The sequence below is a fragment of the Pseudomonas gingeri genome, assembly GCF_013386115.1.
GTDB classification, from domain to species: domain Bacteria; phylum Pseudomonadota; class Gammaproteobacteria; order Pseudomonadales; family Pseudomonadaceae; genus Aquipseudomonas; species Aquipseudomonas gingeri.
The window spans coordinates 753,031-773,957 of the sequence record NZ_JACAOR010000005.1 but is presented as its reverse complement, the minus strand read 5'-3'; the positions used below and the strand labels follow the sequence as shown (position 1 = coordinate 773,957).

The window sequence follows — 20,927 nt, the reverse complement described above, 5'->3', positions numbered from 1 at the left end:
GCGTGGCTCAGTCGGCCTTGAAGACAATCTGCTGCACCTTGATCGCCTTGGGGATCAGGTGATTGGCAAAGAACAGATCGGCGGTGCGTTGCTGGGTATCGATGGTGGCCTGGTCGATGGTCTGCAGCGGCGCCCGCGAGCGATGCTCGAAATAGCGCTCGACCACCGCCCGTTGCAGGCCCAGGGCCTGGGTCATCAGGTCGATGCTTTGCTGCGGCTGGTCGAAAGACAGCCGCTGGGCCTGGCCAAGGGCCTTGAGCACCGGCGCGATGCTCTGCGGGTGCTGGCGAGCGAAGGCACCGCTGGCGATATACAGCGTACCGCTGGGGTTGAGGTCCTGGCCGTCGCTGAGCAGACGCGCGCTGCCGTCCAGCAGTGCCGCCGAGTAGTAAGGGTCCCAGATCACCCAGGCATCGAGCTTGCCCTGCTCGAAGGCCGCCCGGGCATCCGCCGGCGACAGGTAGGCGAGGTTCACGTCGCTCAGTTGCAGGCCCGCCTTGATCAGGCTCTTGAGAAACAGATTGTGAGCGCTGGAGCCCTTGAGCAAGGCGACACGCTTGCCCTTGAGGTCCGCCACGCCGCGCACCGTGCTGGCCGCCGGCACGATGATCGCGTCGGTCTTGCCGTTGGCCGGCTCGACACCGATATACAGCAGGTCGATACCCGCGACCTGGGCAAAGATCGGCGGGATATCGCCGATATTGCCCACATCGACGCTACCGCCGTTGACGGCCTCGATCATCTGCGGCCCGCCGGGAAACTCGATCCATTGCACCTGCGTGCCAGGCAGGGCCTGTTCCAGCAGTTTGTGCTCGCGAGCCAGGACCATGCTCACCGAACTCTTCTGGTAACCGACCCGCAAGGTCGCGGGGTCGCCGGCCTGGGCCAGGCCGGTCACCAGGCCGAGGATCGCTGACAGCCAGATACGCTTGATCATCACAGGTTCGCCTTCACACGTTCGGCCACCGCGGCCGGTACCCACTGGCTCCAGACCTGGGGTTGCTCACGCAGGAAGGCTTGTGCCACCAGGCGTGGTTCCAGGCGCTTCTCGCTCATCTGCGCCAGGGTGCGGTTCAGCAGGTCGATGGGCAGGTCGACTTTCTCGAAGACCCCGACCAGTTCCGGGTATTGCTGCTTGAACGCGGCGGAGACACCGATTGCCAGGTGCGCCGGCATCGAGCGGGTGCCACGCGGGTGCGGGTTGTTGGCATCGGCCAGGGTTTTCCAGGCTTCGGCATCGAACGGCGGCTCTTCCAGTTTCACCAGGTTGAAACGCCCCAGCAGCGGGGTTGGCGACCAGTAGTAGAACAGCACCGGCTTGCCGCGCTTGACCGAGGAGCTGACTTCGGCGTCCAGTGCCGCGCCGGAGCCGGTGCGGAAATTGACGAAGCTGTCGGTCAGGCCATAGGCCTTGAGCTTCTGGCTGTTGACGATTTCCGAGGTCCAGCCGGTGGGGCTGTTGAGGAAGCGGCCGCGGGACGGGTCCTCGGGGTCGGCGAAGACATCCTTGTAGCGCGGCAGGTCGGCCACCGACTTGAGTTCCGGCGCCAGTGGCTTGATGCCCCGTGCCGGGTCGCCCTTGATCACGTATTCCGGGACCCACCAGCCTTCGGTGGCGCCCTTGACGGTATCACCGAGGCCGAACACCTTGCCTTCGCTTTCGGCCTTGACCCAGGCCGGGCTGCGGCCGGCCCATTCCTCGCCGATCACCTGGATATCGTTCTTGGCCAGGGCGGCTTCAAGGCTCACGGTGCTGCCGGGCAAGGTATCGGTCGGATAACCGTAACCTTTCTCGACGATCAGCCGCAGTACCTCGGTGATCAGGCTGCCGCTTTCCCAGGTGATGTCACCGAAATGGATCGGTGCCGGCTTGTCGGCGGCGGGCGCCTGTTGGGCCAGCAGGCCCAGGGCCAGTAGCGAACCGCCGAGCAGGGTCTTGATGGATGTCATGGTCACCTCGTGGTGGTTTGGTTTTCATGTTGGGTGAAGCAAGAAACAGCGTGGTGATCGTTCCCGAGCAGCGCCCGGGAACGGTCGGTGTCAGGTTCAGAAGTCGTAGCTCAGGCGCGTGTAGTAGAAGGCCCCCTCCGGTGCCGCGGGCGACAGGTAGCTGTATTGCTGGCCCGGCGTCTGGCGCAGTTGCTTGTTGAAGTCATCCGGCGTGCTGCTGAACAGGTTGTTGGCCCCGACCGACAGGCGCAGTTGCTTGCTGAACGCGTAGTTCACATCCAGGTCGGTGGTCCACTGGGCGGAAAAGGTCTGGTCGTACTGGGCATTGGCTTCGGAGGCCGCGTATTTGCGGTACTCGCCATAGCGGGTTTCGTTCAGGGCCACCGTCCACGGGCCGTAGCGGTGAGTCGCGCCGAATACCAGCTTGTCTTCCGGGTAGCCGTGTTCGAGGAAGCCGCGCGCCTCGCGGGTCAGCACATCGAAGCCATACGGGTTGGAGTTGATGCGCTCGATGATGGTCTTGGCCTTGGTGTAGCCCGCGCTCAGGGTCAGGCCGCCGTACTGCTGCAGGTCGAGGTTGTACTTGCCGACGATGTCCACGCCACGGGTGCGGGTGTCGGCGGCGTTGGTCATGAACTGCGCCCAGGTGTACTGGCCGTAGCCGGCGGCCTGGAGAATCTGCTCGGCCCGGGGACCGGAAATGCCGCCGCTGTAGAGCAGGCGGTCACGAATGCTGATCTGGTAGGCATCGATGGTCAGCGAAGCCTGGTCGGTCGGACGCAGCACCAGGCCAAGGGAGAAGTTGGTGGACTTCTCCGGTTTCAATGGCTGCGCGCCCAGGGCCCGGGCGGCCGGGTTGTCGGCCGGCAGCATGCGGGTCAGCACCGGGTTGCCGTTGATATCGACGTTGGTGGTGGTGGTCCAGGAGGTGCCGATCTGGCCCAGGGTCGGCGCACGGTAGGCGTTGTTGACGGTGGCGCGCAGGCCGACCTGCGGCGTGAAGTCATACCGCGCCGAGACCTTGCCGGTGGTCGCCGAACCGAAGTCCGAGTAATGCTCGGTACGCCCGGCCAGACCGAACTGGAACTTGTCGGTCAACTGGTTTTCCAGGCCGAAGTACACCCCGCCGACATTGCGCGTATAGGTCCCGGCATCGTCCGGGGTCAGGCCCGAAGCCTGCACCGCGCCGACCTGGACGCCGTTGATCCCGCCGAACGAGTAGGAGTCGGCATCTCCCGCTTCGAGCCGGTAACGCTCGTTGCGGTAAGCGACGCCGGCCGAAATCGTTAGCGGATGCTTGGACCAGTCGACGTCCAGGTCCTTGGCGTAATCCAGGCTCAGGTTGGTCTGTTCATTGATCAGCGTCGCCACGTCGAACTTGGTCGGGCTGTTCGCGCCGAAGCTCGGGTTGACCGTGTTGTAGGCCAGTTCGTCGTGGGTATCGCGACCGTAGGTGGCGCTCAGGTCGAAGCGTCCCAGGCTCGCGTCCTCGTAGCGGCTGCCAACGGTCAACGCACCGTCTTCATAGCGGTAGCGGTACTTCGGAATGGTGCCGTTGGGATAGATCGCCGCCACGTTGTTCGGGTTGCCAGCCAGCAGCGGCGGCGTGTTGTTGACCGAGGTGTCCTGACCAAAGGTGGCGAAGCTGTAGAGGCGCCACTGATCGCTCAGGCCGACCTCGGCATTCGCCACCAGGTTGTACTTGTTGCGCCCGGCGCCACCCCAGCGCGGGTCCTGCTCGCGGCCGTCGGCAATGTATTTGTCGCCGATATCGTCGGGCCGGTTGTTCAGGCTGTTGAAGCTCAGGGTCAGGAAACCGTCCCCCGGCAAGCCGATGCCGTACCAGCCGTCGGCGGTCTTGCTGAAACCGTCGCCCTGGGAGTACTTGCCCAGCTGGGTGTTGAGCTGGCCGCCACTGTCGCGCTCCTTGAGCACGATGTTGACCACCCCGGCCACCGCATCGGAGCCGTACTGGGCCGAGGCGCCGTCACGCAGCACCTCGACATGGTCGATGGCGCTGAGGGGAATCATGTCCAGGTCCACCGGCTGCGCGCCAATGAACGGCACGCCGCCGGAGATGTTCACCACCGCCGAGGCATGCCGCCGCTTGCCGTTGATCAGCACCAGCGTCTGGTCCGGCGCCAGGCCGCGCAGCGAGGCGCCCTTGGGGTTCTGCCCGCGGGTCGCGCTCTGGTTCTGCGGGTAGTTGAACGAGGGCAGCAGCTGGAACAGCGCCTGATTGAGGCTGGTGGCGCCGGTCTGTTTCAGTTCTTCGCTGGTGAGCACATCGACCGGCGCGGCGCTGGTCAGTGCCGTGGCATCGTTGCGGCGGGTGCCGAGGGCGATGACCCGGTCGAGGGTCGGCACGGCTGCCTCGCTGGTGTGCACCTTGGCATTGGTCTGGGCCCTGGACTGCGCGCTGGCCTGGGTCGGCGTGGCGCCTTCCTGGATGATGAACGCGCCGTCCGGGCTGACCTGCAATTGCAGGCCGGTGCCGCGCAGCGCTTCGCTGACCGCCTGCCGGGCCGACAGGGAACCGTCGACCTGGGCCGAGGAGTAGTTGCTCAACTGCGGCGTGAAGGAAATCACCTGGCCGCTTTGCCGGCTGATGCTCAGCAGTACCTCGTCGAGCGGGCCCGAGGCGATGTGATAGACCTGCCGGGCGTCTTCGGCCGCCCAGGCCCCCGTGGCGAACAGCAGGCCGGCCAGCGGCGCGATGGCCAGGGCCCGAAGCGGATGACGCGAATAGGTCGTGGTGTTGGACGAACGCAAAATGACTCCCCCCATGGAATCGAACAACGCTGCTCCCTCGGCAGCGCTTACGGGAGTGATGTGCAGTGACCGACGAAAAACTTGCAGACCCTTTGGTTATGGTCTTAGAACCAACCCGCTACGCCGGGCTCAAGGTCACCCACAGGTCGGTATGCCGGTCGACCCGGATCGGCAGCGTGCGGGCCAGGGTGTCGAGAATCTGCTCAGGCCGGTCGAGCCGGAACAGGCCGCTGACCCGCAGCGAGGCAATCGCCGGGTCGAGGCGCAAGACACCCGGACGCCAGGGCCGCAGGGCCTCGACCACTTCGCCGAGGGTGCCGTCGCGCACTTCCAGCAGACCGTCGACCCAGGCCGTGGCACTGCCGTGACTGGGACGGATCGGGCCGAACCGATAGCGGTCATAGGAGACTTCATGGCCGGCCGGCAATTGCAGGCGCTCACCCGTCGGACCGACGATTTCCAGGGCTCCGCCCAAGGCCACCACATGACCCAGGCCGTCCCGCTCACGGACCAGCAGGTGATCGCCATAGGCGTGTACCCGGGCCTGCGGGGCCTGGACCACGAAGGGCCGCGAGGCATCCCTGGCGATCCTCGCCAACAGTTCGCCATCGAGCAGGCGCACCTGCCGCCGCTGGTGGTCGAAGTCGATATCGGCGGCGCTCCTGGCGTTGAGTTGCAACTCGCTGCCATCGGGCAATTCGAGGCTGCGGCGCTCGGCGGTGCCGGTACGCAGGTCGGCCGTCAGTTCGGCCAGGGAGGTGCCGGCGCCGCCCAGCAGCAGGCCGGCACCGAGCATCACGCCGACGCCGAGCAAGGCGCCCTGCAACAATTTGCGGCGACTGGCCGGAGCGCTCAGTGCCCGTTGCAGCAGTTCGCCGCTGATGCCCTGGTCGATGGGAATCCGGAACACCCCGAGACGGGTTTCCAGCTGGCTGCACAGTTGCTCATGACGCGGATCCTGATTGCGCCATTGCTGGTAGGCATGCCGGTCGGCGTCGCTGGCCTGGCCGGAACGCAGGCGGACGATCCAGCGCGCGGCTTCTTCGATCAGCGGGTCCGGGCCCTGTTCGCGGCTCATCTCAGTCCAGCCTCGCACGCAGGCAGCGACTGATTGCCCGGGTCATGTAGTCACTGACCGAGCGCTGGGAAATACCCAGCTCGACCGCGATCTCGGGATAGGTCAGGCCATTGACCTGGGACAGCAGGAAGGTCGCCTTGACCTTGTCCGGCAAGCCGTTGAGCAGGCGGTCGATGGTCTCCAGCGCTTCGAGCATCTGGGCCAGGTCTTCCGGTGACGGCACCTGCGCTTCGTCCTCCTGTTGCAGGGCGTCGAGGTAGGCACGCTCCAGGTCGCGGCGGCGCCAGAGCTGGTACATCAATCGCTGGGCAATGGTGGTCAGCAATGCACGGGGCTGGCGAATCGGCAGGCTGTCCGCGGCCATCAGCAGTTGCACGAAGGTGTCGGCGGCGATGTCTTCGGCGCTGGCGCTGGAATCGAGATGGCGGCGCAAACGGGCGCAGAGCCAATCGTAATGCGTGCGGAATAACCCGCCCACGTAATCGCTGTGAGGTGTGTCGGCGCCGGACATGATGGCTCCAGATCAAGAGAGTTGCGCTGTATGTCCGGTGTTCCGGTGGCAGGATGCTACCAACACGGCTTATTCTTTAATAATACTTAAAAGGTATTTTTATATAACCATAAACACTCTAGCAGCGGCAGGCTTGCTGGCGCTCACGAGCGCTTGGTCGACATCGCTGTCGCCTGATAAACCGCTATCGCCAGCAAGCCGGCTCCTACAGGGGGACGCTGACAGGGGGGGCGTCATGCGCCCAGTCTGGCCAACCCCAGCCGCTGGGCTTCATCCCGGTAATCGAGGAGGATCTGGTAGTCCGCCTCGCTGGCCGGCAGCACCTCGGCCAGGCCCAGCACCTCGGCCACTGCGGGCAACTCGCGCAAGGCCTGGTTCATCGCCTCGCGCAGCCGCCTGAGCTGTTCTTCGTCCAGGCCCGCCGGCCCGATATACGGCAGGCACGGGCTCGGCGCACTGCGTTGCACTACCCTCAGGCCGGCCACTTCCTCGGGGGCGAAGCGCGCCAGATAGGCGAAAGTCACGCTGTCCACCGCCGCCAGGTCGGCCAGGTCTTCGCGCAGCCAGCGCAGGCTTTCACGGTGGGCGCCGCTGTAGTCGACGCTGGCGAAGAAGCGGCCATCGCGCTGCAGCGGGGCCAGGCACTGGCGCAGCAGGTTCATGCCACTGTTGGAGCCTTCGTCATTGAGCACGCCGCGACTGTCGCGAAAGTCCTCCAGGGTCACGCGCGGGTTGTCTTCGCGGGTCAGCAGCAGGCTGCAATGATTGCCCGCGCTGGCGTCCGGCAGTTCATAACGCGGGCGCCCGATAACCGTCACCTGGCCGCGCAGCAGGGTCATCAGCGGGTAGCCGCAGGTCTGCGTCAGCAGCAATTGCGGGGACAGCCACAGCTGCCTCAGGTCCAGCTCCGCGGCCGGAAGGCGGCTGACGCCGAGCGTCTGGAGAATCCGCCCCAGCCATTGTTCGTTGGCCTGCTGCACGGCTGGCGGGGCCACGTACATGAGCAATTCGGCGTAGCGGGCAGTCATGGCGACTCCTCAGGAAAACGGGTGTTGGGGGCTGTCGATGGCTTTCACGGCATGGCGCCGCAGCAGCTCGCCGTAGCCTTTTACTAGAAAGCCGCCGCTGCGCGCCAGCCACTGGTCACGGCGTGCGCGGTAGACCCGGGGCAGGAAGTACCAGGGCAGCTTCGGCAGGTCGTGGTGCATCAAGTGCAGGTTGTTGTTGAGGAACAACCAGCTCCAGGGCCAGCCGGCTTCGTTGATCACCGTGCGCTGCTCGGGTTCGGCGTGGGGACGATGTTCGTAGTAGGAACGCAGCATGGCCACCGACAACGCCGGGATACTGACCAGCAGCAGGTAGTGCCAGACCGGGATAATGCTGTGGCGGGCGACAAACACCAGCATCAGCACGGTCAATGCACCGTGGGTCAGCCACATCAGCCAGGCCCGGCGCTCGCCGCGCCGCAAGCGCCGGCTTTCTTCACGCACCAGGGTGAGCAGGGCCAGCGGCGCGCCCACCAGCAGGCGACCGAAGACCGTCTTGTTCAAGCGGTGCAGGGCCTTTTCGAACAGGGAACAGCGCTGCCAGTCCTGCTGCCGCAGATAGCGGCTCTCGGGGTCGATACCGGGCAGGGTCAAGTCTTCGTCGCGGTGATGGATCAGGTGGCTGTCACGATACAGCGTGTAGGGATACCACACGGCAAACGGCGCGTAGCCCAGCAGCTTGTTCAAGCCGTCGAAACGCGTCGGGTGACCGTGAAGCAGTTCGTGCTGCACCGACAGCCACAACGCGACCAGGACGATCAGCAACAGCGTGCTCGGCCACAGCCCCAGGTGCGGGCTGCCGAGCAGGACAGCGAACCAGCCGCCATGGACGGCGATCAGCAACAGCCAGGTCGGCCATTCGGTACGCCCGGTAAAGGTGCGGGACAGGGAAAGGATTTCTTCACGGTGAACAGGGTCGAGGTAGTTGGGCATCGATCGGCTTCGCACAGGACAGGCCGAGGGACAAACCCCGACTTTATCCCCTGATGTGCATCAGCAACGCAAAATCTTGCAGATCGATTGGTTATCAGCTTAGAACGATTGCAACTCAGTGCCCGAACACGTTGGCTTTCTTGACCTTCTTCTCCGCCCGTTTCTCGTCGGCGGTCTTGGCCGGTTTCTTCTTCGCGGCTTTCTTTGAATCCATGCCCTTGCTCATGATGCGCACTCCGTCAGGATTTAGATTCAGGTATACACCTATCCGCGGGCGCCGGCTGTTTTATAATCGGCCCCCACCCTGCCGTTGCCCGCCCCTCATGCCGACCGCCGACTACGCCCAGCTCCCGGAGCCCTTGCGACCGCTGCTGAACAAGTTCTATCGCGCCCACAACTCGTCGATGCGCTCTGCCGGCGACGGCCAACTGTGGGTCGCGCGGTGCGACGGGATCATCGCCGGGCTGTCCCTCACCGCGGTCGCCGAAGGTTTCTGGCTGACCGGCCTGCTGGTCGATCCGCGCTGGCGGGGCCAGGGTATCGCCGGCCAGTTGATCGCCCGGGCGCGGCGCGATGCCGAGGGCCCGGTCTGGCTGTTCTGCCATCCGGACCTGCGGGACTTCTACACGCGCCAGGGCTTCAGCCTCGCCACGGCCCTGCCCCAACCCCTGGCGGAGCGTCTGGCGCGCTATTCGCGCAGCAAGCCGCTGGTGGCGCTGGGCATAGAACCATTGGTTAGATCGACCGCGAAAAATGTGTGATCGGCCGCTCGGGGCTGCGTGATAGCCTCGTTCGTCCACCCGTTCCTGCCAGGATGATCATGAACCGCACCCTCGTGGCTTTATCCTTCACCGCCCTGCTCGCTCCAGCCCTCGGCCAGGCCGCCGTCACGGCGGTCATCAGCGACGCCCAGTACGCCAAGGTCCTGGCCGGCAGCTGGCGCGCCCCGGAAAACAGCGTCCGTGACGTCTATCGCCACCCGCGGCAGACCCTGCAGTTCTTCGGCCTGCGGGCCAACCAGACGGTGATCGAAATCACCCCCGGCGGCGGTTGGTACAGCGAGGTGCTGGCGCCCCTGCTCAAGGATCACGGGCAGTACATCGCCGCCGTGCAGGCCGCCTCGAGCAGCGATTACGCCAGGCGCTCGGCCGACGGCCTGAAACAGAAATTCGCCGAGGACCCGACGCACTACGCCAAGGCGGCCGTCGTCGAGTTCGATCCCCAGGCGCCGGTGCTCGGCAAGCCGGACTCGGCCGACCGCGTGCTGACCTTCCGCAACGTGCACAACTGGGTCATGGCCGACGATGCGCCGGCCATGTTCTCGGCGTTCTTCAAGGTGCTCAAGCCCGGCGGCGTGCTGGGCGTGGTGGATCATCGGGCCAGGGACGGTGCGGATCTGGAGAACATCAGGCAGAGCGGCTACCTGCCCACCGCCTACGTGGTGAAACTGGCCACCGATGCCGGCTTCGTGCTGGAGGGACAGAGCGAGATCAACGCCAATCCCAGGGACACCAAGGACTATGCCGCTGGGGTCTGGACCCTGCCACCGTCGCTGCGCCTGGGCGAGCAGGACAAGGCCAGGTACCTGGCCATCGGTGAGTCGGACCGCCTGACCCTGCGCTTCGTCAAGCCCGGCAAGGTGGCGGCCCGCTGAGGATCAGTCGTCGGCGCTCGGATCGAGGTCGGGGAACAGCACTTCGGTAAAACCGAACTTGCGGAAGTCGCTGATCCGCGACGGATACAGGCGACCGATCAGATGATCGCATTCGTGCTGCACGACACGCGCGTGGAAACCTTCGGCGCTGCGCACCAGCGGCTCGCCCTTGGGCGTGAAACCTTCGTAGCGGATCCGCGCGTAGCGATCCACCGCACCGCGCATCCCCGGCACCGACAGGCAGCCTTCCCAGCCCTCTTCCAGCTCCGGCCCCAGGGGTGTGATCAGCGGGTTGATGAGGATCGTCTGGGGCACCGCCTCGGCGTCCGGATAACGCTCGCTGTGCTCGAAACCGAAGATCACCAGTTGCAGGTCGACGCCGATCTGCGGCGCGGCCAGGCCGACTCCACCGACATGCTCCATGGTCTGGAACATGTCGTCGATCAGTTGCCAGAGCTCGGCGCTGTCGAACATCTCCGGGGGAACCGGCGGGGCGATGCGCAGCAGGCGCTCGTCGCCCATTTTCAGGATTTCACGGATCATGATCAGGTTTCGTCAGTAGTCGGTTTCAGGGAATGGTCGCGCCCCAGTCCGGAGACGGGCATCTTGTCGTGGTGTTCGTGGAAGTCCTTCTCGCCGGGATTCTTGCCTTCCGACGACATATGTTCGATCACCGCATTCATTTCCGCGCCCAGCAGCAGCACCGCCGCGGAAATATAGAAGTACAGCAGGAGCACAATGATCGCACCGATACTGCCATACATCGCGTTGTAATCGGCGAAGGTTTTCACGTAGTAGCCGAAACCCAGCGATGCCACGATCCACACCACCACCGCCAGCACCGAGCCGGGGGTGATAAACACGAATTTCTGCTTCACGTCCGGCATCACGTAGTACATCAGGGCCACGGCGAACATCAGCAACAGCACGATCACCGGCCAGCGCAGGATGGTCCAGAGGGTGACCACGAAGTCTTCCATGCCGATCTGCCCGGCCAGCCAGCTCATCACCTGCGGCCCGAGGACCATCAGCGCGGCGGCGGCCAGCAACATGCCGGCGATGCCCACGGTGTAGAAGATCGACAGCGGGAAGCGCTTCCAGATCGGCCGGGCCTCGACCACGTCGTAGGCGGCGTTCATCGCGCTCATCATCAACCGGACGCCGGCCGAGGCGGTCCACAGGGCGATGACGATACCCACCGAGAGCAGGCCGCCCTTGGATTGCTGCAACTGATCGATCACCGGGTTGACCTGGTCCAGCGCCTGGGGCGGCAGCACCAGCTCCGACTGCATGCGCAGCCAGGTGAAGAAGTCCGGCAGATGCAGGAAGCCGATCAGGGCAATCAGGAACAGCAGGAAGGGGAACAGCGAAAACAGCATCTGGTAGGCCAGTGCCGAGGCATAGGTCGACATTTCGTCGTCGACGAACTCCTGAACCGTGCGTATCAGCACTCGGTGCAGGGGAAGACCACGCAAGTCCGGAAAAATCATAGCGTCTCCTTTCGCCGCAATCATGGGGGCCAGGTCAGCAGGCGACTCAAGGGCTGGTTTCTTGCCTAGGGTAATAGGTCCCACGGTAGCGCAGTTGGCCAGCGCTGAACAATTGCCCTGTCTCGTTTGCAACTGCGATACACAAGAACGGCCATCCTGGGATGGCCGCTCGATCGATCGGAACGCGGTCTATTTATCGACTGCCTTCTTGATCGCCTCCTTGGTCTTGCCCACCGCTTTCTGCGCGTCGCCCTTCACTTCCTGGGCCTTGCCTTCGGCGCGCAGCCGGTTGTTGTCGGTGGCTTTGCCGACGGCCTGCTTGACGTTACCAACCGCTTGATTCGCTGTGCCTTTGATCTTATCGCCAGTGCTGCTCATGGTCGTTCTCCATCAGTTGAGTGCGGGGCGTCAGTGTCCCGACATAAGGTTGACCCGAGGCTTTTGCACGGAGTTTCAATTATTTTCGACCGGTTGTTGATCACAGACAGCAGGTTTGCCTTTATGTTTGCCCGCCGACCCATGAGAATAGCCGCCAGATTCAGGCTCAGGCGCTGAAGATCGATAACGGTAGGAAAGTGATGAAACTCGATAAAAAGCAGGCCATTGCCCGCAGGAACCAGGAACTGGGCGGTGCCGTGCTCGGCGTGAACAACTGCCATTTCACCGAATTGAACCGCAACCGCAACATCTGGTGGTTCGATATCCCCCTGGCGCGCCTGGCGATCGGCCAATACGAATGGGTGCACCTGCTGTTGCATACCCCGGCCACCGACGAGTTGCTGCACCTGAAGGTGCCGACCGTGTTCCTGCGCGAACGGATGGAGGGCCTGGTGGTGCGCAACGCCGGCAAGCGCAAGCCGGAGCTGAGCCTGGAACTGAGCGCCGACAAGGACTCGTTCCTCAAGGACGTGCGGCCGGCAGGGGCCGGTGTAGGATTCGCGCAGTTCCAGCAATCCTGAAACCTGCAGGAGCCGGCTTGCCGGCGATAAGGCCCTTGAGGACGCTGGAAGCTTCGCGGCGGGCGGCGTTCCGACAAGCACGGCTCCGACACAAGCCGGCTCGCCAGGCATAAACGACAAAGCCCCGCATCGGCGGGGCTTTGTCGTTTATGCAGGGTCAGGCGATCTTCTTCAGGCCCAGCTTCTTCAGTTCTTCATCGCGCAGCTCGCGGCGCAGGATCTTGCCGACGTTGGTGGTCGGCAGTGCATCGCGGAATTCCACGGACTTCGGCACTTTGTAGCCGGTCACGTTGGCCCGCATATGCTCCATCACCTGGTCCTTGGTCAGGGTCACGCCCGGCTTGGCGACGATGAAGATCTTGATCACTTCGCCCGACTTCTCGTCCGGCACGCCGATGGCCGCGCATTGCAGCACACCCGGCAAGGTCGCCAGCACGTCTTCCAGTTCGTTCGGATAGACGTTGAAACCGGACACCAGGATCATGTCCTTCTTGCGGTCGACAATGCGCATGTAGCCGTCCGGCTGGATGATCGCGATGTCGCCGGTCTTCAGCCAGCCTTCGCTGTCGAGGATCTCGTCGGTGGCGTCCTGGCGCTGCCAGTAGCCCTTCATCACCTGCGGGCCCTTGATGCACAGTTCGCCGATCTCACCCAGCGGCTGCTCGACGCCTTCGTCGTTGATCACCTTGCACAGGGTCGACGGCACAGGAATGCCGATGGTGCCGGGCTGGATCTTCTGGCTCGGGTTCACCGAGGCCACCGGGCTGGTTTCGGTCATGCCGTAGCCTTCGCAGATGGAACAGCCGGTCACCGCCTTCCAACGCTCGGACGCCGCCAGTTGCAGGGCCATGCCCCCCGACAGGGTGACCTTGAGCGCGGAGAAGTCCAGCTTGCGGAATGTCTCGTTGTTGCACAGGGCGACGAACAGGGTGTTGAGGCCGACAAAGGCGCTGAACTTCCACTTCGACAGTTCCTTGACCATCGCCGACAGGTCGCGCGGGTTGCTGATCAGGATGTTGTGGTTGCCGATCAGCATCATCGCCATGCAATGAAAGGTGAAGGCATAGATGTGGTACAGCGGCAGCGGGGTGATGACGATCTCGCAGCCTTCATTGAGGTCCGAACCCATCAGTGCCTTGCACTGCAACATGTTCGCCACCAGGTTGCGATGGGTCAGCATCGCGCCCTTGGCCACGCCGGTGGTGCCGCCGGTGTATTGCAGCACCGCGACGTCGCTGCTGGCCGGATTGGCTTCCTTGACCGGCTGGCCCTGGCCCTTGCTCAGCACGTCGTTGAACTTGACGGCCTTGGGCAGGTGATAGGCCGGCACCATCTTCTTCACGTACTTGATGACACTGTTGATCAGCACACGCTTGAGCGGGGGCAGCAGGTCGGCCACTTCGGTGACGATCACATGCCGCACGCCGGTCTTGGGCACCACCGCTTCGGCCAGGTGCGCCATGTTCGCCAGGCACACCAGGGCCTTGGCGCCGGAGTCGTTGAATTGGTGTTCCATTTCCCGCGCGGTGTACAGCGGGTTGGTGTTGACCACGATCAGCCCGGCGCGAATGGCACCGAACACGGCGATCGGGTATTGCAGCAGGTTGGGCAACTGCACGGCGATCCGATCGCCCGGTTGCAGGTCCGTGTGCTGTTGCAGGTAGGCGGCGAAAGCACCGGACAACTCGTACAACTCACCATAAGTGAGCGTCTTGCCGAGGTTGCTAAAGGCCGGTTTGCTGGCGAATCGTTGGCAAGACTGTTTCAATACCGTCTGAACATTCGGGTACTCATCGGGATTGATGTCGGCAGCAATCCCAGCCGGGTACTTATCCTTCCAAAAGTCTTCGATCATGGAAGCCCACTCCTCAGCAACGCGAATTCAGCACCGCATTTGATGCGATTATTATTTATCTGTGTTTTTTATTGGGTGAATCTGGCTTTAACTTACGCCGAGAAGTCACAAAGCGCGCCGAGAGTAGCAGCTTTGCCAAGGGTCGCCTAGAGCCAAAGATGGGCTCGCCGGTCATGAATATGACTCAAGAAACAGCAATGGTCATTTTTAGAGTAAAAAGTCTATTACCCGGAATTCAGCTCTGCTTCGAGGGTTTCAGCCCTTTTAAAAGCTTCGCGGGCAAGCCCGGCTCCTACAGTTCGCAGTTGTGCACCTTACTTTGCGTACCACCGAAAACTGTAGCAGCCGGACTTGCCGGGACATCGCGAAGAACCCTCAATGCCCCCCCTCGATCGCGGCCTATGGGTTATCCCGCAACTCCCGCCGCAGGATCTTGCCCACCGGCGTCATCGGCAGCGAATCCCGCAGCACGATATGCTTGGGTACTTTGTAGCCGGTGAAGTTTTCCTTGCAGTAGGCCTTCAGTTCTTCAACGCTGACCCCCGCCTCCCGCGCCACCACGAACAACTTCACCGCCTCGCCCGAACGCTCGTCCGGAACGCCGATCACCGCGCAATTGGCAACTTTCGGGTGGGCCATCACCACGTCTTCGATTTCATTCGGGTACACATTGAAACCGGAGACGATGATCATGTCCTTCTTGCGGTCGACGATACGGACAAAACCATCCGGGTCGATCACCGCGATATCGCCGGTCTTGAACCACCCTTCGGCATCCAGCACTTCGCGGGTCGCTTCCGGTTGCTGCCAGTAGCCCTTCATCACCTGCGGCCCCTTGATGCACAACTCGCCGCGCTCGCCCAGCGGCTGCTCGACACCGTTGTCATCGGCGATCTTCAGGCTGGTGCCGGGCACCGGGATGCCGACCGAGCCCAGGCGGCCCTTGTCGCCATAAGGGTTGGTGCAGGCAATGGGCGAAGTCTCGGTCAAGCCGTAGCCCTCGGTGATGCGGCAGCCGGTGGCCTTCTCCCAGCGCTCGGCGGTGGCCTTGACCAAGGCGGTGCCGCCGGAGTTGGTGAGCTTCAGGCTGGAGAAATCCAGGGTCTTGAAGTCCGGGTGCTCCATCAGCGCCACGAACAGGGTGTTGAGCCCCAGCAGCGCGGAAAAGCGCCACTTTTTCAGTTCCTTGATGAAGCCGCCGATATCCCGCGGATTGCTGATCAGCACGTTGTGGTTACCGGTGACCATCATGCACATGCAGTTCGCGGTGAAGGCATAGATGTGATACAGCGGCAGCGGCGCGATCATCACTTCCTGGCCTTCCTTGAGCAGCGGATGACCGTCGGGCCCGGGCTGGGACAGGCAGGCCCGCGCCTGCTGCATGTTCGCCACCAGGTTGCCGTGGGTGAGCATCGCGCCCTTGGCCAGGCCCGTGGTGCCGCCGGTGTATTGCAGCACCGCGAGGTCATCGAGGCTGACCTTGAGCGGCTGGATGCTCTGGCCCCGGCCCAGGTGCAAGGCACTCTTGAACGAGATCGCCTGAGGCAACTGGTAAGGCGGCACCAGCTTTTTCACCTTGTCGACCACCAGGTTGGTCAGCCAGCCCTTGGCCGGCGCCATCAGGTCGCCCATCTTCGCTTCGATCAGGAACTCGATCCGGGTATCGGGCAGCACTTCCTGGACCCGCGCGCCGAACAGGTTCAGGTAGACCAGCGCCCGGGCACCGGAGTCCTTGAACTGGTGGCGCATCTCGCGGACGGTGTACAGCGGGTTGGTGTTGACCACGATCAGCCCGGCACGCATGGCGCCGAACACGGCAATCGGATAATGCAGGACGTTGGGCAACTGGACGGCAATCCGGTCGCCGGGCTGCAGGTCGGTATTGGCCTGCAGATAACCGGCAAAGGCCGCGCTGTAGCGTTCGAGTTCGGCGTAGGTCAGGGTCACGCCCATGTTGCTGAAGGCCGGACGGTCGGCGAATTTCTTGCAGGAGCGCTCGAATACCTCGACCACGGATCTATAGGCGCCCGCCTCGATATCCAGGGGTACGCCGGCGGGGCGCTTGTCGTTCCAGAAATCAGCTTGCATTGTTCTTGTCCTCTTGCCTGAGCCTCTCCGGGGCCGCGTTCGCGCGAAGCGAAAAAGCGGTGCTTAGCGGACGTTAGCAGCAATGTGGAATCAGGCAAATATGGCGGACACAGTCATCAACATCATGAATCTTGCTGCCAATGCGCAGCATGACCTGCTTCCTCGGCGAGGATGCGCTATACAATGGATCGACTCCGCATGCCATCCCGTGCCCTGTCTCGTCCCGTGCCGCCGTCTCATCTTGAGCAAAGGAACCGCCATGACCCATGACACTTTCTGGCTGACCGTGAGTGACCACAGCCGCCTCCACGTCAATCGCTGGTTGCCGGAAGGCGAGCCGAAGGCACTGGTCCTGCTGTCCCATGGCATGGCCGAACACAGTGGCCGGTATGCTCGCCTGGCCGCGGCCCTGTGCGAGGCCGGGTACGGACTCTACGCCCATGACCAGCGCGGACACGGCAAGACCGCCGAACACGGCGTGCTCGGGCATTTCGCCGATCGCGACGGCTGGTGCGCGGTGGTCAGCGACCTGGCGAGCCTCAACCAGCGCATCGGCGAAGAGCAGCCGGGCAAGCCGATCATCCTGCTCGGTCACAGCATGGGCAGCTATATTGCCCAGGCCTACCTGCTGCACCACAGCGCCAGCCTGCAGGGCGCGATCCTCAGCGGCTCGAACTTCCAGCCGGTGGCGCTGTACCGCGCCGCCTCCGCGATCGCCCGCGGCGAACGCTGGCGCCAGGGCGCCACGGGCCGCAGCGCACTGATCGACTGGCTGTCGTTCGGTTCGTTCAACAAGGCCTTCAAGCCCACCCGCACGGCCTTCGACTGGCTGAGCCGCGACCCGGAGGAAGTCGACAAGTACGTCAGCGACCCGCTCTGCGGTTTCCGTTGCACCAACCAGTTGTGGATCGATCTGCTGGGCGGCCTGCAACAGATCAGCAAGGCGCGCAACCTGAAGCAGATCGACCCCGGCCTGCCGTTGCTGGTGATGGGTGGCGAGCGCGATCCGGTCAGTGAAGGCAAGCGCCTCAAGGATCTCGCCGATGCCTTGCGCGAAGCCGGTAGCCAAAACCTGCAATTGAGCGTCTACCCACAGGCGCGGCACGAACTTTTCAATGAAACCAACCGCGATGAAGTGACCGCCGACGTGCTGCACTGGCTGGAGCAGACCCTGGCGCACCGTCGACCAGCCCGCTCAGAATGATTATTTTCCTTTAAAATCAATTAGTTGATTTTAACAAACTTTCACAGGACAGGTATCAGATGACCCAGGTGACCAATACGCCGTACGAAGCCCTCGAAGTCGGCCAGACCGCCAGCTACAGCAAGACCGTGGAAGAACGCGATATCCAGTTGTTCGCCGCGATGTCCGGTGACCACAACCCGGTGCATCTGGATGCCGAATTCGCTGCCGCGAGCATGTTCAAGGAACGCATCGCCCATGGCATGTTCAGTGGCGCGCTGATCAGTGCCGCGGTGGCGTGCGAACTGCCCGGACCGGGCACCATCTACCTGGGCCAGCAGATGAGCTTCCAGAAGCCGGTGAAGATTGGCGACACCCTGACCGTGCGCCTGGAAATCCTCGAGAAACTGCCGAAGTTTCGTGTACGTATCGCCACCCGCGTATTCAACCAGCGCGATGAACTGGTGGTCGACGGCGAAGCGGAAATCCTCGCCCCTCGCAAGCAACAGACCGTGACCCTGACCAGCCCGCCACCGATCACCATTGGCTGATGATGACAAAAACTGTGGGAGCCGGCTTGCTGGCGATGAGAACCTTGAGGCTTGCAGCGCTCATGAGGCCCTCTTCGCTGGCAAGCCAGCTCCCACAGGGGATTGGAGGCAGCCGCGACAGTTGTGTCGAAACACCAATCCCTGTGTAGGAGCCGGCTTGCTGGCGATGAAGACCTTGAGGCTTGCAGCGCTCATGAGGCCCTCTTCGCTGGCAAGCCAGCTCCCACAGGGGATTGGTGGCAGCCGCGATAGCTGTATCGAAACGCCGATCCCTGTGTAGGAGCCGGCTTGCTGGCGATGAGAACCTTGAGGCTTGCAGCGCTCGTGAAGCCCTCTTCGCTGGCAAGCCAGCTCCCACAGGGGATTGGAGGCAGCCGCGACAGTTGTGTCGAAACACCAATCCCTGTGTAGGAGCCGGCTTGCCGGCGATGAGGACCTTGAGGCTTGCAGCGCTCATGAGGCCCTCTTCGCTGGCAAGCCAGCTCCCACAGGGGATTGGTGGCAGCCGCGACAGTTGTGTCGAAACGCCGATCCCTGTGTGGGAGCGGACTTGCCCGCGAAGAGGGCCTTGAGGCTCGCCTTCCCTGGCAAGCCAGCCCCACAGGGGCAATAGCGGCGACTTAGCTGGCGCGAGCGATATTACGCAGTGCCTTGACCTGGTCATGGTTGCGCAGCACGCCCTGGTACTGACGATCCACCAGGTCACGCAAGCTCAGCAGGGTGTCGTGCTTGGCCAGTTTCTCCAGCGCTTCGCGATAAGCCTTCTTGGCATGATCCTCACCACGCTCGGCTTCGTTGAGCACCGCTTCTTCGCCCTTGCCGGTGAACAGCGCCTTCACGTCCACCCAACGACGGTGCAGATCACCGGAGACGCTGGTGGAGGTTTCCGGATCGCCGCCGAGCTTGCGCACTTCGGCCTGCAATTCCACGGCCGCCGACGCGCACTCGCTCGAACGTTTCTGGAACAGCGCCTTGAGCTCGGGGTTCTTGATATCTTCGGCGCACGTCTTGAAGCCTTCCTGGCCATCCTTGCTGACTTCAATCAGGTGGTTGAGAACCGAAATGGTTTCTTTGTTCAAGTTGGTCATGACTCAATTCCTTCTGGTGGTGGAAGTTGGGTATACCGTTGCAGTCGCCATGCCAGCCTTCGGCTTATAATTTTTATGTTTAATTTCAGTAACTTATAAATAATCGAAAAATCTGTATCCCCGTTATTTGCATGATCTGTCAATTGGCCTGCATGCAGAATGCCTGTATTTTTCCAGTCGCTTGAACACCGGAGGCAAGTCCCCGAATGAACCCCGAAAAACTCGAACTGCTGGTCACCCGCGAAATGCCCTTCGGCAAGTACAAGGGGCGGATCATCGCCGACCTCCCCGGACCGTACCTGAACTGGTTCGCCCGCGAAGGCTTTCCCCAGGGTGAACTCGGCGGCCTGCTGGCGTTGATGCAGGAGATCGACCACAACGGCCTCGCCGACCTGCTCGACCCGCTACGTGCGAAGCACGGCAAACCCAAACCCCGCCACTGACCCGACGAGCCCCGCCATGCCAAGGAATGAAGACAACGCCCGCGACGAACACTTCTGGCAAACCGTGGCCCAGCGCTACGATGTCGAACCCGGCCCGCTCAATCTGGAAAACGGTTACTTCGGTCGCATGAGCCGCCGGGTGATCGAGGATTACCGGCACAACATCGAGTTCATCAACCGCAGCAACTCGCTGCATGTCCGCCAGCACTTCGACAAGATCGGCAGCGTCGCGATTCGCGCCGAACTGGCCGAACTGATGGGCGTCAGCGACGAGGCGATTGCCCTCACCCGCTGCGCCACCGATGCCCTGCAATCGCTGATCCGCAATTACAATCGCCTGCAACCGGGCGACCAGGTGCTGTACAGCGACCTGGAATACGACACGGTCAAGGGCGCGCTGAACTGGCTCGAACGCCATCGCGGGGTCCAGGTGATTCGCATCGAGCATACCCACCCGGCGAGCTTCGAGTCGTTGCTGGCGACCTACCGCGAGGCGTTCGTGCGCCATCCGCGCCTGAAGCTGATGGCGCTGACCCATGTCACCCACCGCACCGGACTGGTGATGCCGGTCCAGGCAATTGCCGAGGCGGCCCGGGAACACGGGGTCGATGTCATTCTCGACGGCGCCCATGCCCTGGGGCAGATCGAATTCGACCTGCGGGCGATGGGCGTGGCCTTCGCCGGCTTCAACCTGCAGAAGTGGATCGGCGCGCCATTGAGCCTGGGGGTGATCCATATCGATCCCGAGCGCCTGGCCGATATCGACCCGGACATGGGCGAAATGCATTACCCGGTCACGGATGTCCGCTCGCGCACGCCCCACAGCACACCGAACATTCCGGCGCTGATGACCCTGCCCACGGTGTTCGACGAGCATCGGCAGATCGGCGGCGCAGCGGCCAAGGGCGCACGCCTGAATTACCTGCGCGACCTGTGGGTCGGCGAAGCACGCAAGATGCCCGGTATCGAGGTGCTGACACCGGACGACCCGCGCCTGTACTGCGCGATCACCTCGATGCGTTTTACCCGGCAGGCGAACCAGCAGGCGATGGTCGATCGGCTACTGCAGGACTACAACCTGTTCACCGTGTCCCGCAGCGGCTCGGCCTGCGGGCCGTGCATCCGCATTACCCCGGGGTTCACCACCTCGGCCGAAGATATCGGCTTATTGACAAGGGCCCTCGCCGATTTGAGCGCATGAGCTGAAGGCCGTAATTGCCAGGCCTATTGCTATCGCCAGCAAGCCAGCACGCAGGGTTTGTATTGACTGCGTATACAAGGTTGACCAGGCCATTGTGGGAGCGGGCTTGCCCGCGAAGACGGCCG

20 protein-coding genes are annotated in these 20,927 nt (G+C 63.1%); 7 read left to right on the top strand and 13 right to left on the bottom strand.

What is annotated here, in order from left to right:
- Positions 1 to 7: 7 nt before the first annotated feature.
- The 7 genes from HX881_RS11470 to HX881_RS11440 form a co-directional block, all read right to left on the bottom strand.
- Positions 8 to 937, bottom strand: a complete 930-nt coding sequence (locus HX881_RS11470; protein ID WP_177084465.1) for an aliphatic sulfonate ABC transporter substrate-binding protein — start codon at positions 935 to 937, stop codon at positions 8 to 10.
- Positions 937 to 1,950: an ABC transporter substrate-binding protein gene (locus HX881_RS11465; RefSeq protein WP_017126206.1), complete on the bottom strand. Its 1,014-nt coding sequence runs from the start codon at positions 1,948 to 1,950 to the stop codon at positions 937 to 939. Before HX881_RS11465 ends, HX881_RS11470 begins: the two co-directional genes overlap by 1 nt.
- A gap of 96 nt (positions 1,951 to 2,046) precedes the next feature.
- Entirely contained in the window at positions 2,047 to 4,722 is a 2,676-nt protein-coding gene (locus tag HX881_RS11460) for a TonB-dependent receptor plug domain-containing protein (RefSeq protein WP_245222990.1), read from the bottom strand.
- A gap of 118 nt (positions 4,723 to 4,840) precedes the next feature.
- Positions 4,841 to 5,800, bottom strand: a complete 960-nt coding sequence (locus HX881_RS11455; RefSeq protein WP_177084463.1) for a FecR domain-containing protein — start codon at positions 5,798 to 5,800, stop codon at positions 4,841 to 4,843.
- A 1-nt stretch (position 5,801) separates the two neighbouring features.
- Positions 5,802 to 6,311 (bottom strand): sigma-70 family RNA polymerase sigma factor, encoded by a 510-nt coding sequence (locus tag HX881_RS11450; protein WP_017126209.1) that lies wholly within the window; start codon positions 6,309 to 6,311, stop codon positions 5,802 to 5,804.
- 233 nt (positions 6,312 to 6,544) lie between these two features.
- On the bottom strand, positions 6,545 to 7,339 hold the full coding sequence (locus HX881_RS11445) for a phosphate/phosphite/phosphonate ABC transporter substrate-binding protein (protein WP_177084461.1): 795 nt from the start codon (positions 7,337 to 7,339) through the stop codon (positions 6,545 to 6,547).
- Positions 7,340 to 7,348: 9 nt separating this feature from the next.
- Entirely contained in the window at positions 7,349 to 8,290 is a 942-nt protein-coding gene (locus HX881_RS11440; protein WP_017126211.1) for a fatty acid desaturase, read from the bottom strand.
- A 323-nt stretch (positions 8,291 to 8,613) separates the two neighbouring features.
- On the opposite strand from HX881_RS11440, the gene HX881_RS11435 reads away from it, so the two are divergent.
- Together HX881_RS11435 and HX881_RS11430 are read left to right on the top strand one after the other, a co-directional pair.
- Positions 8,614 to 9,051 (top strand): GNAT family N-acetyltransferase, encoded by a 438-nt coding sequence (locus HX881_RS11435; protein WP_177084459.1) that lies wholly within the window; start codon positions 8,614 to 8,616, stop codon positions 9,049 to 9,051.
- A 59-nt stretch (positions 9,052 to 9,110) separates the two neighbouring features.
- Positions 9,111 to 9,944: a class I SAM-dependent methyltransferase gene (locus HX881_RS11430; protein WP_177084458.1), complete on the top strand. Its 834-nt coding sequence runs from the start codon at positions 9,111 to 9,113 to the stop codon at positions 9,942 to 9,944.
- 3 nt (positions 9,945 to 9,947) lie between these two features.
- Here the strand turns inward: HX881_RS11430 and def are convergent, their stop codons facing one another.
- From def to HX881_RS11415, 3 genes are all read right to left on the bottom strand, one after another.
- Positions 9,948 to 10,487: a peptide deformylase gene (gene def, locus HX881_RS11425; protein ID WP_017126215.1), complete on the bottom strand. Its 540-nt coding sequence runs from the start codon at positions 10,485 to 10,487 to the stop codon at positions 9,948 to 9,950.
- A gap of 2 nt (positions 10,488 to 10,489) precedes the next feature.
- On the bottom strand, positions 10,490 to 11,434 hold the full coding sequence (locus HX881_RS11420; protein WP_017126216.1) for a YihY/virulence factor BrkB family protein: 945 nt from the start codon (positions 11,432 to 11,434) through the stop codon (positions 10,490 to 10,492).
- Positions 11,435 to 11,623: 189 nt separating this feature from the next.
- Positions 11,624 to 11,812 (bottom strand): CsbD family protein, encoded by a 189-nt coding sequence (locus tag HX881_RS11415; RefSeq protein WP_017126217.1) that lies wholly within the window; start codon positions 11,810 to 11,812, stop codon positions 11,624 to 11,626.
- A gap of 200 nt (positions 11,813 to 12,012) precedes the next feature.
- Here HX881_RS11415 and HX881_RS11410 point away from each other — a divergent pair, with 200 nt between their 5' ends.
- Entirely contained in the window at positions 12,013 to 12,393 is a 381-nt protein-coding gene (locus HX881_RS11410) for a hypothetical protein (RefSeq protein WP_177084456.1), read from the top strand.
- Positions 12,394 to 12,550: 157 nt separating this feature from the next.
- Here the strand turns inward: HX881_RS11410 and fadD1 are convergent, their stop codons facing one another.
- The gene (gene fadD1 / locus HX881_RS11405; RefSeq protein WP_103032785.1) at positions 12,551 to 14,248 is read right to left on the bottom strand and encodes a long-chain-fatty-acid--CoA ligase FadD1; all 1,698 of its coding nucleotides are present in this window, start codon (positions 14,246 to 14,248) and stop codon (positions 12,551 to 12,553) included.
- Between the two features lie 399 nt (positions 14,249 to 14,647).
- Positions 14,648 to 16,336 (bottom strand): long-chain-fatty-acid--CoA ligase FadD2, encoded by a 1,689-nt coding sequence (gene fadD2, locus HX881_RS11400; protein WP_017126219.1) that lies wholly within the window; start codon positions 16,334 to 16,336, stop codon positions 14,648 to 14,650.
- Between the two features lie 259 nt (positions 16,337 to 16,595).
- On the opposite strand from fadD2, the gene HX881_RS11395 reads away from it, so the two are divergent.
- Together HX881_RS11395 and HX881_RS11390 are read left to right on the top strand one after the other, a co-directional pair.
- On the top strand, positions 16,596 to 17,540 hold the full coding sequence (locus HX881_RS11395) for an alpha/beta hydrolase (RefSeq protein ID WP_017126220.1): 945 nt from the start codon (positions 16,596 to 16,598) through the stop codon (positions 17,538 to 17,540).
- Positions 17,541 to 17,599: 59 nt separating this feature from the next.
- Positions 17,600 to 18,070, top strand: a complete 471-nt coding sequence (locus tag HX881_RS11390) for a MaoC family dehydratase (RefSeq protein WP_017126221.1) — start codon at positions 17,600 to 17,602, stop codon at positions 18,068 to 18,070.
- Positions 18,071 to 18,690: 620 nt separating this feature from the next.
- Here the strand turns inward: HX881_RS11390 and HX881_RS11385 are convergent.
- Positions 18,691 to 19,158 (bottom strand): PA2169 family four-helix-bundle protein, encoded by a 468-nt coding sequence (locus HX881_RS11385; protein ID WP_017126222.1) that lies wholly within the window; start codon positions 19,156 to 19,158, stop codon positions 18,691 to 18,693.
- Positions 19,159 to 19,364: 206 nt separating this feature from the next.
- On the opposite strand from HX881_RS11385, the gene HX881_RS11380 reads away from it, so the two are divergent.
- Together HX881_RS11380 and HX881_RS11375 are read left to right on the top strand one after the other, a co-directional pair.
- Entirely contained in the window at positions 19,365 to 19,601 is a 237-nt protein-coding gene (locus HX881_RS11380) for a DUF3820 family protein (RefSeq protein ID WP_017126223.1), read from the top strand.
- A gap of 16 nt (positions 19,602 to 19,617) precedes the next feature.
- Complete coding sequence (locus tag HX881_RS11375; protein ID WP_177084454.1) at positions 19,618 to 20,802, top strand: aminotransferase class V-fold PLP-dependent enzyme; 1,185 nt, start codon at positions 19,618 to 19,620, stop codon at positions 20,800 to 20,802.
- Positions 20,803 to 20,927 lie beyond the last annotated feature (125 nt).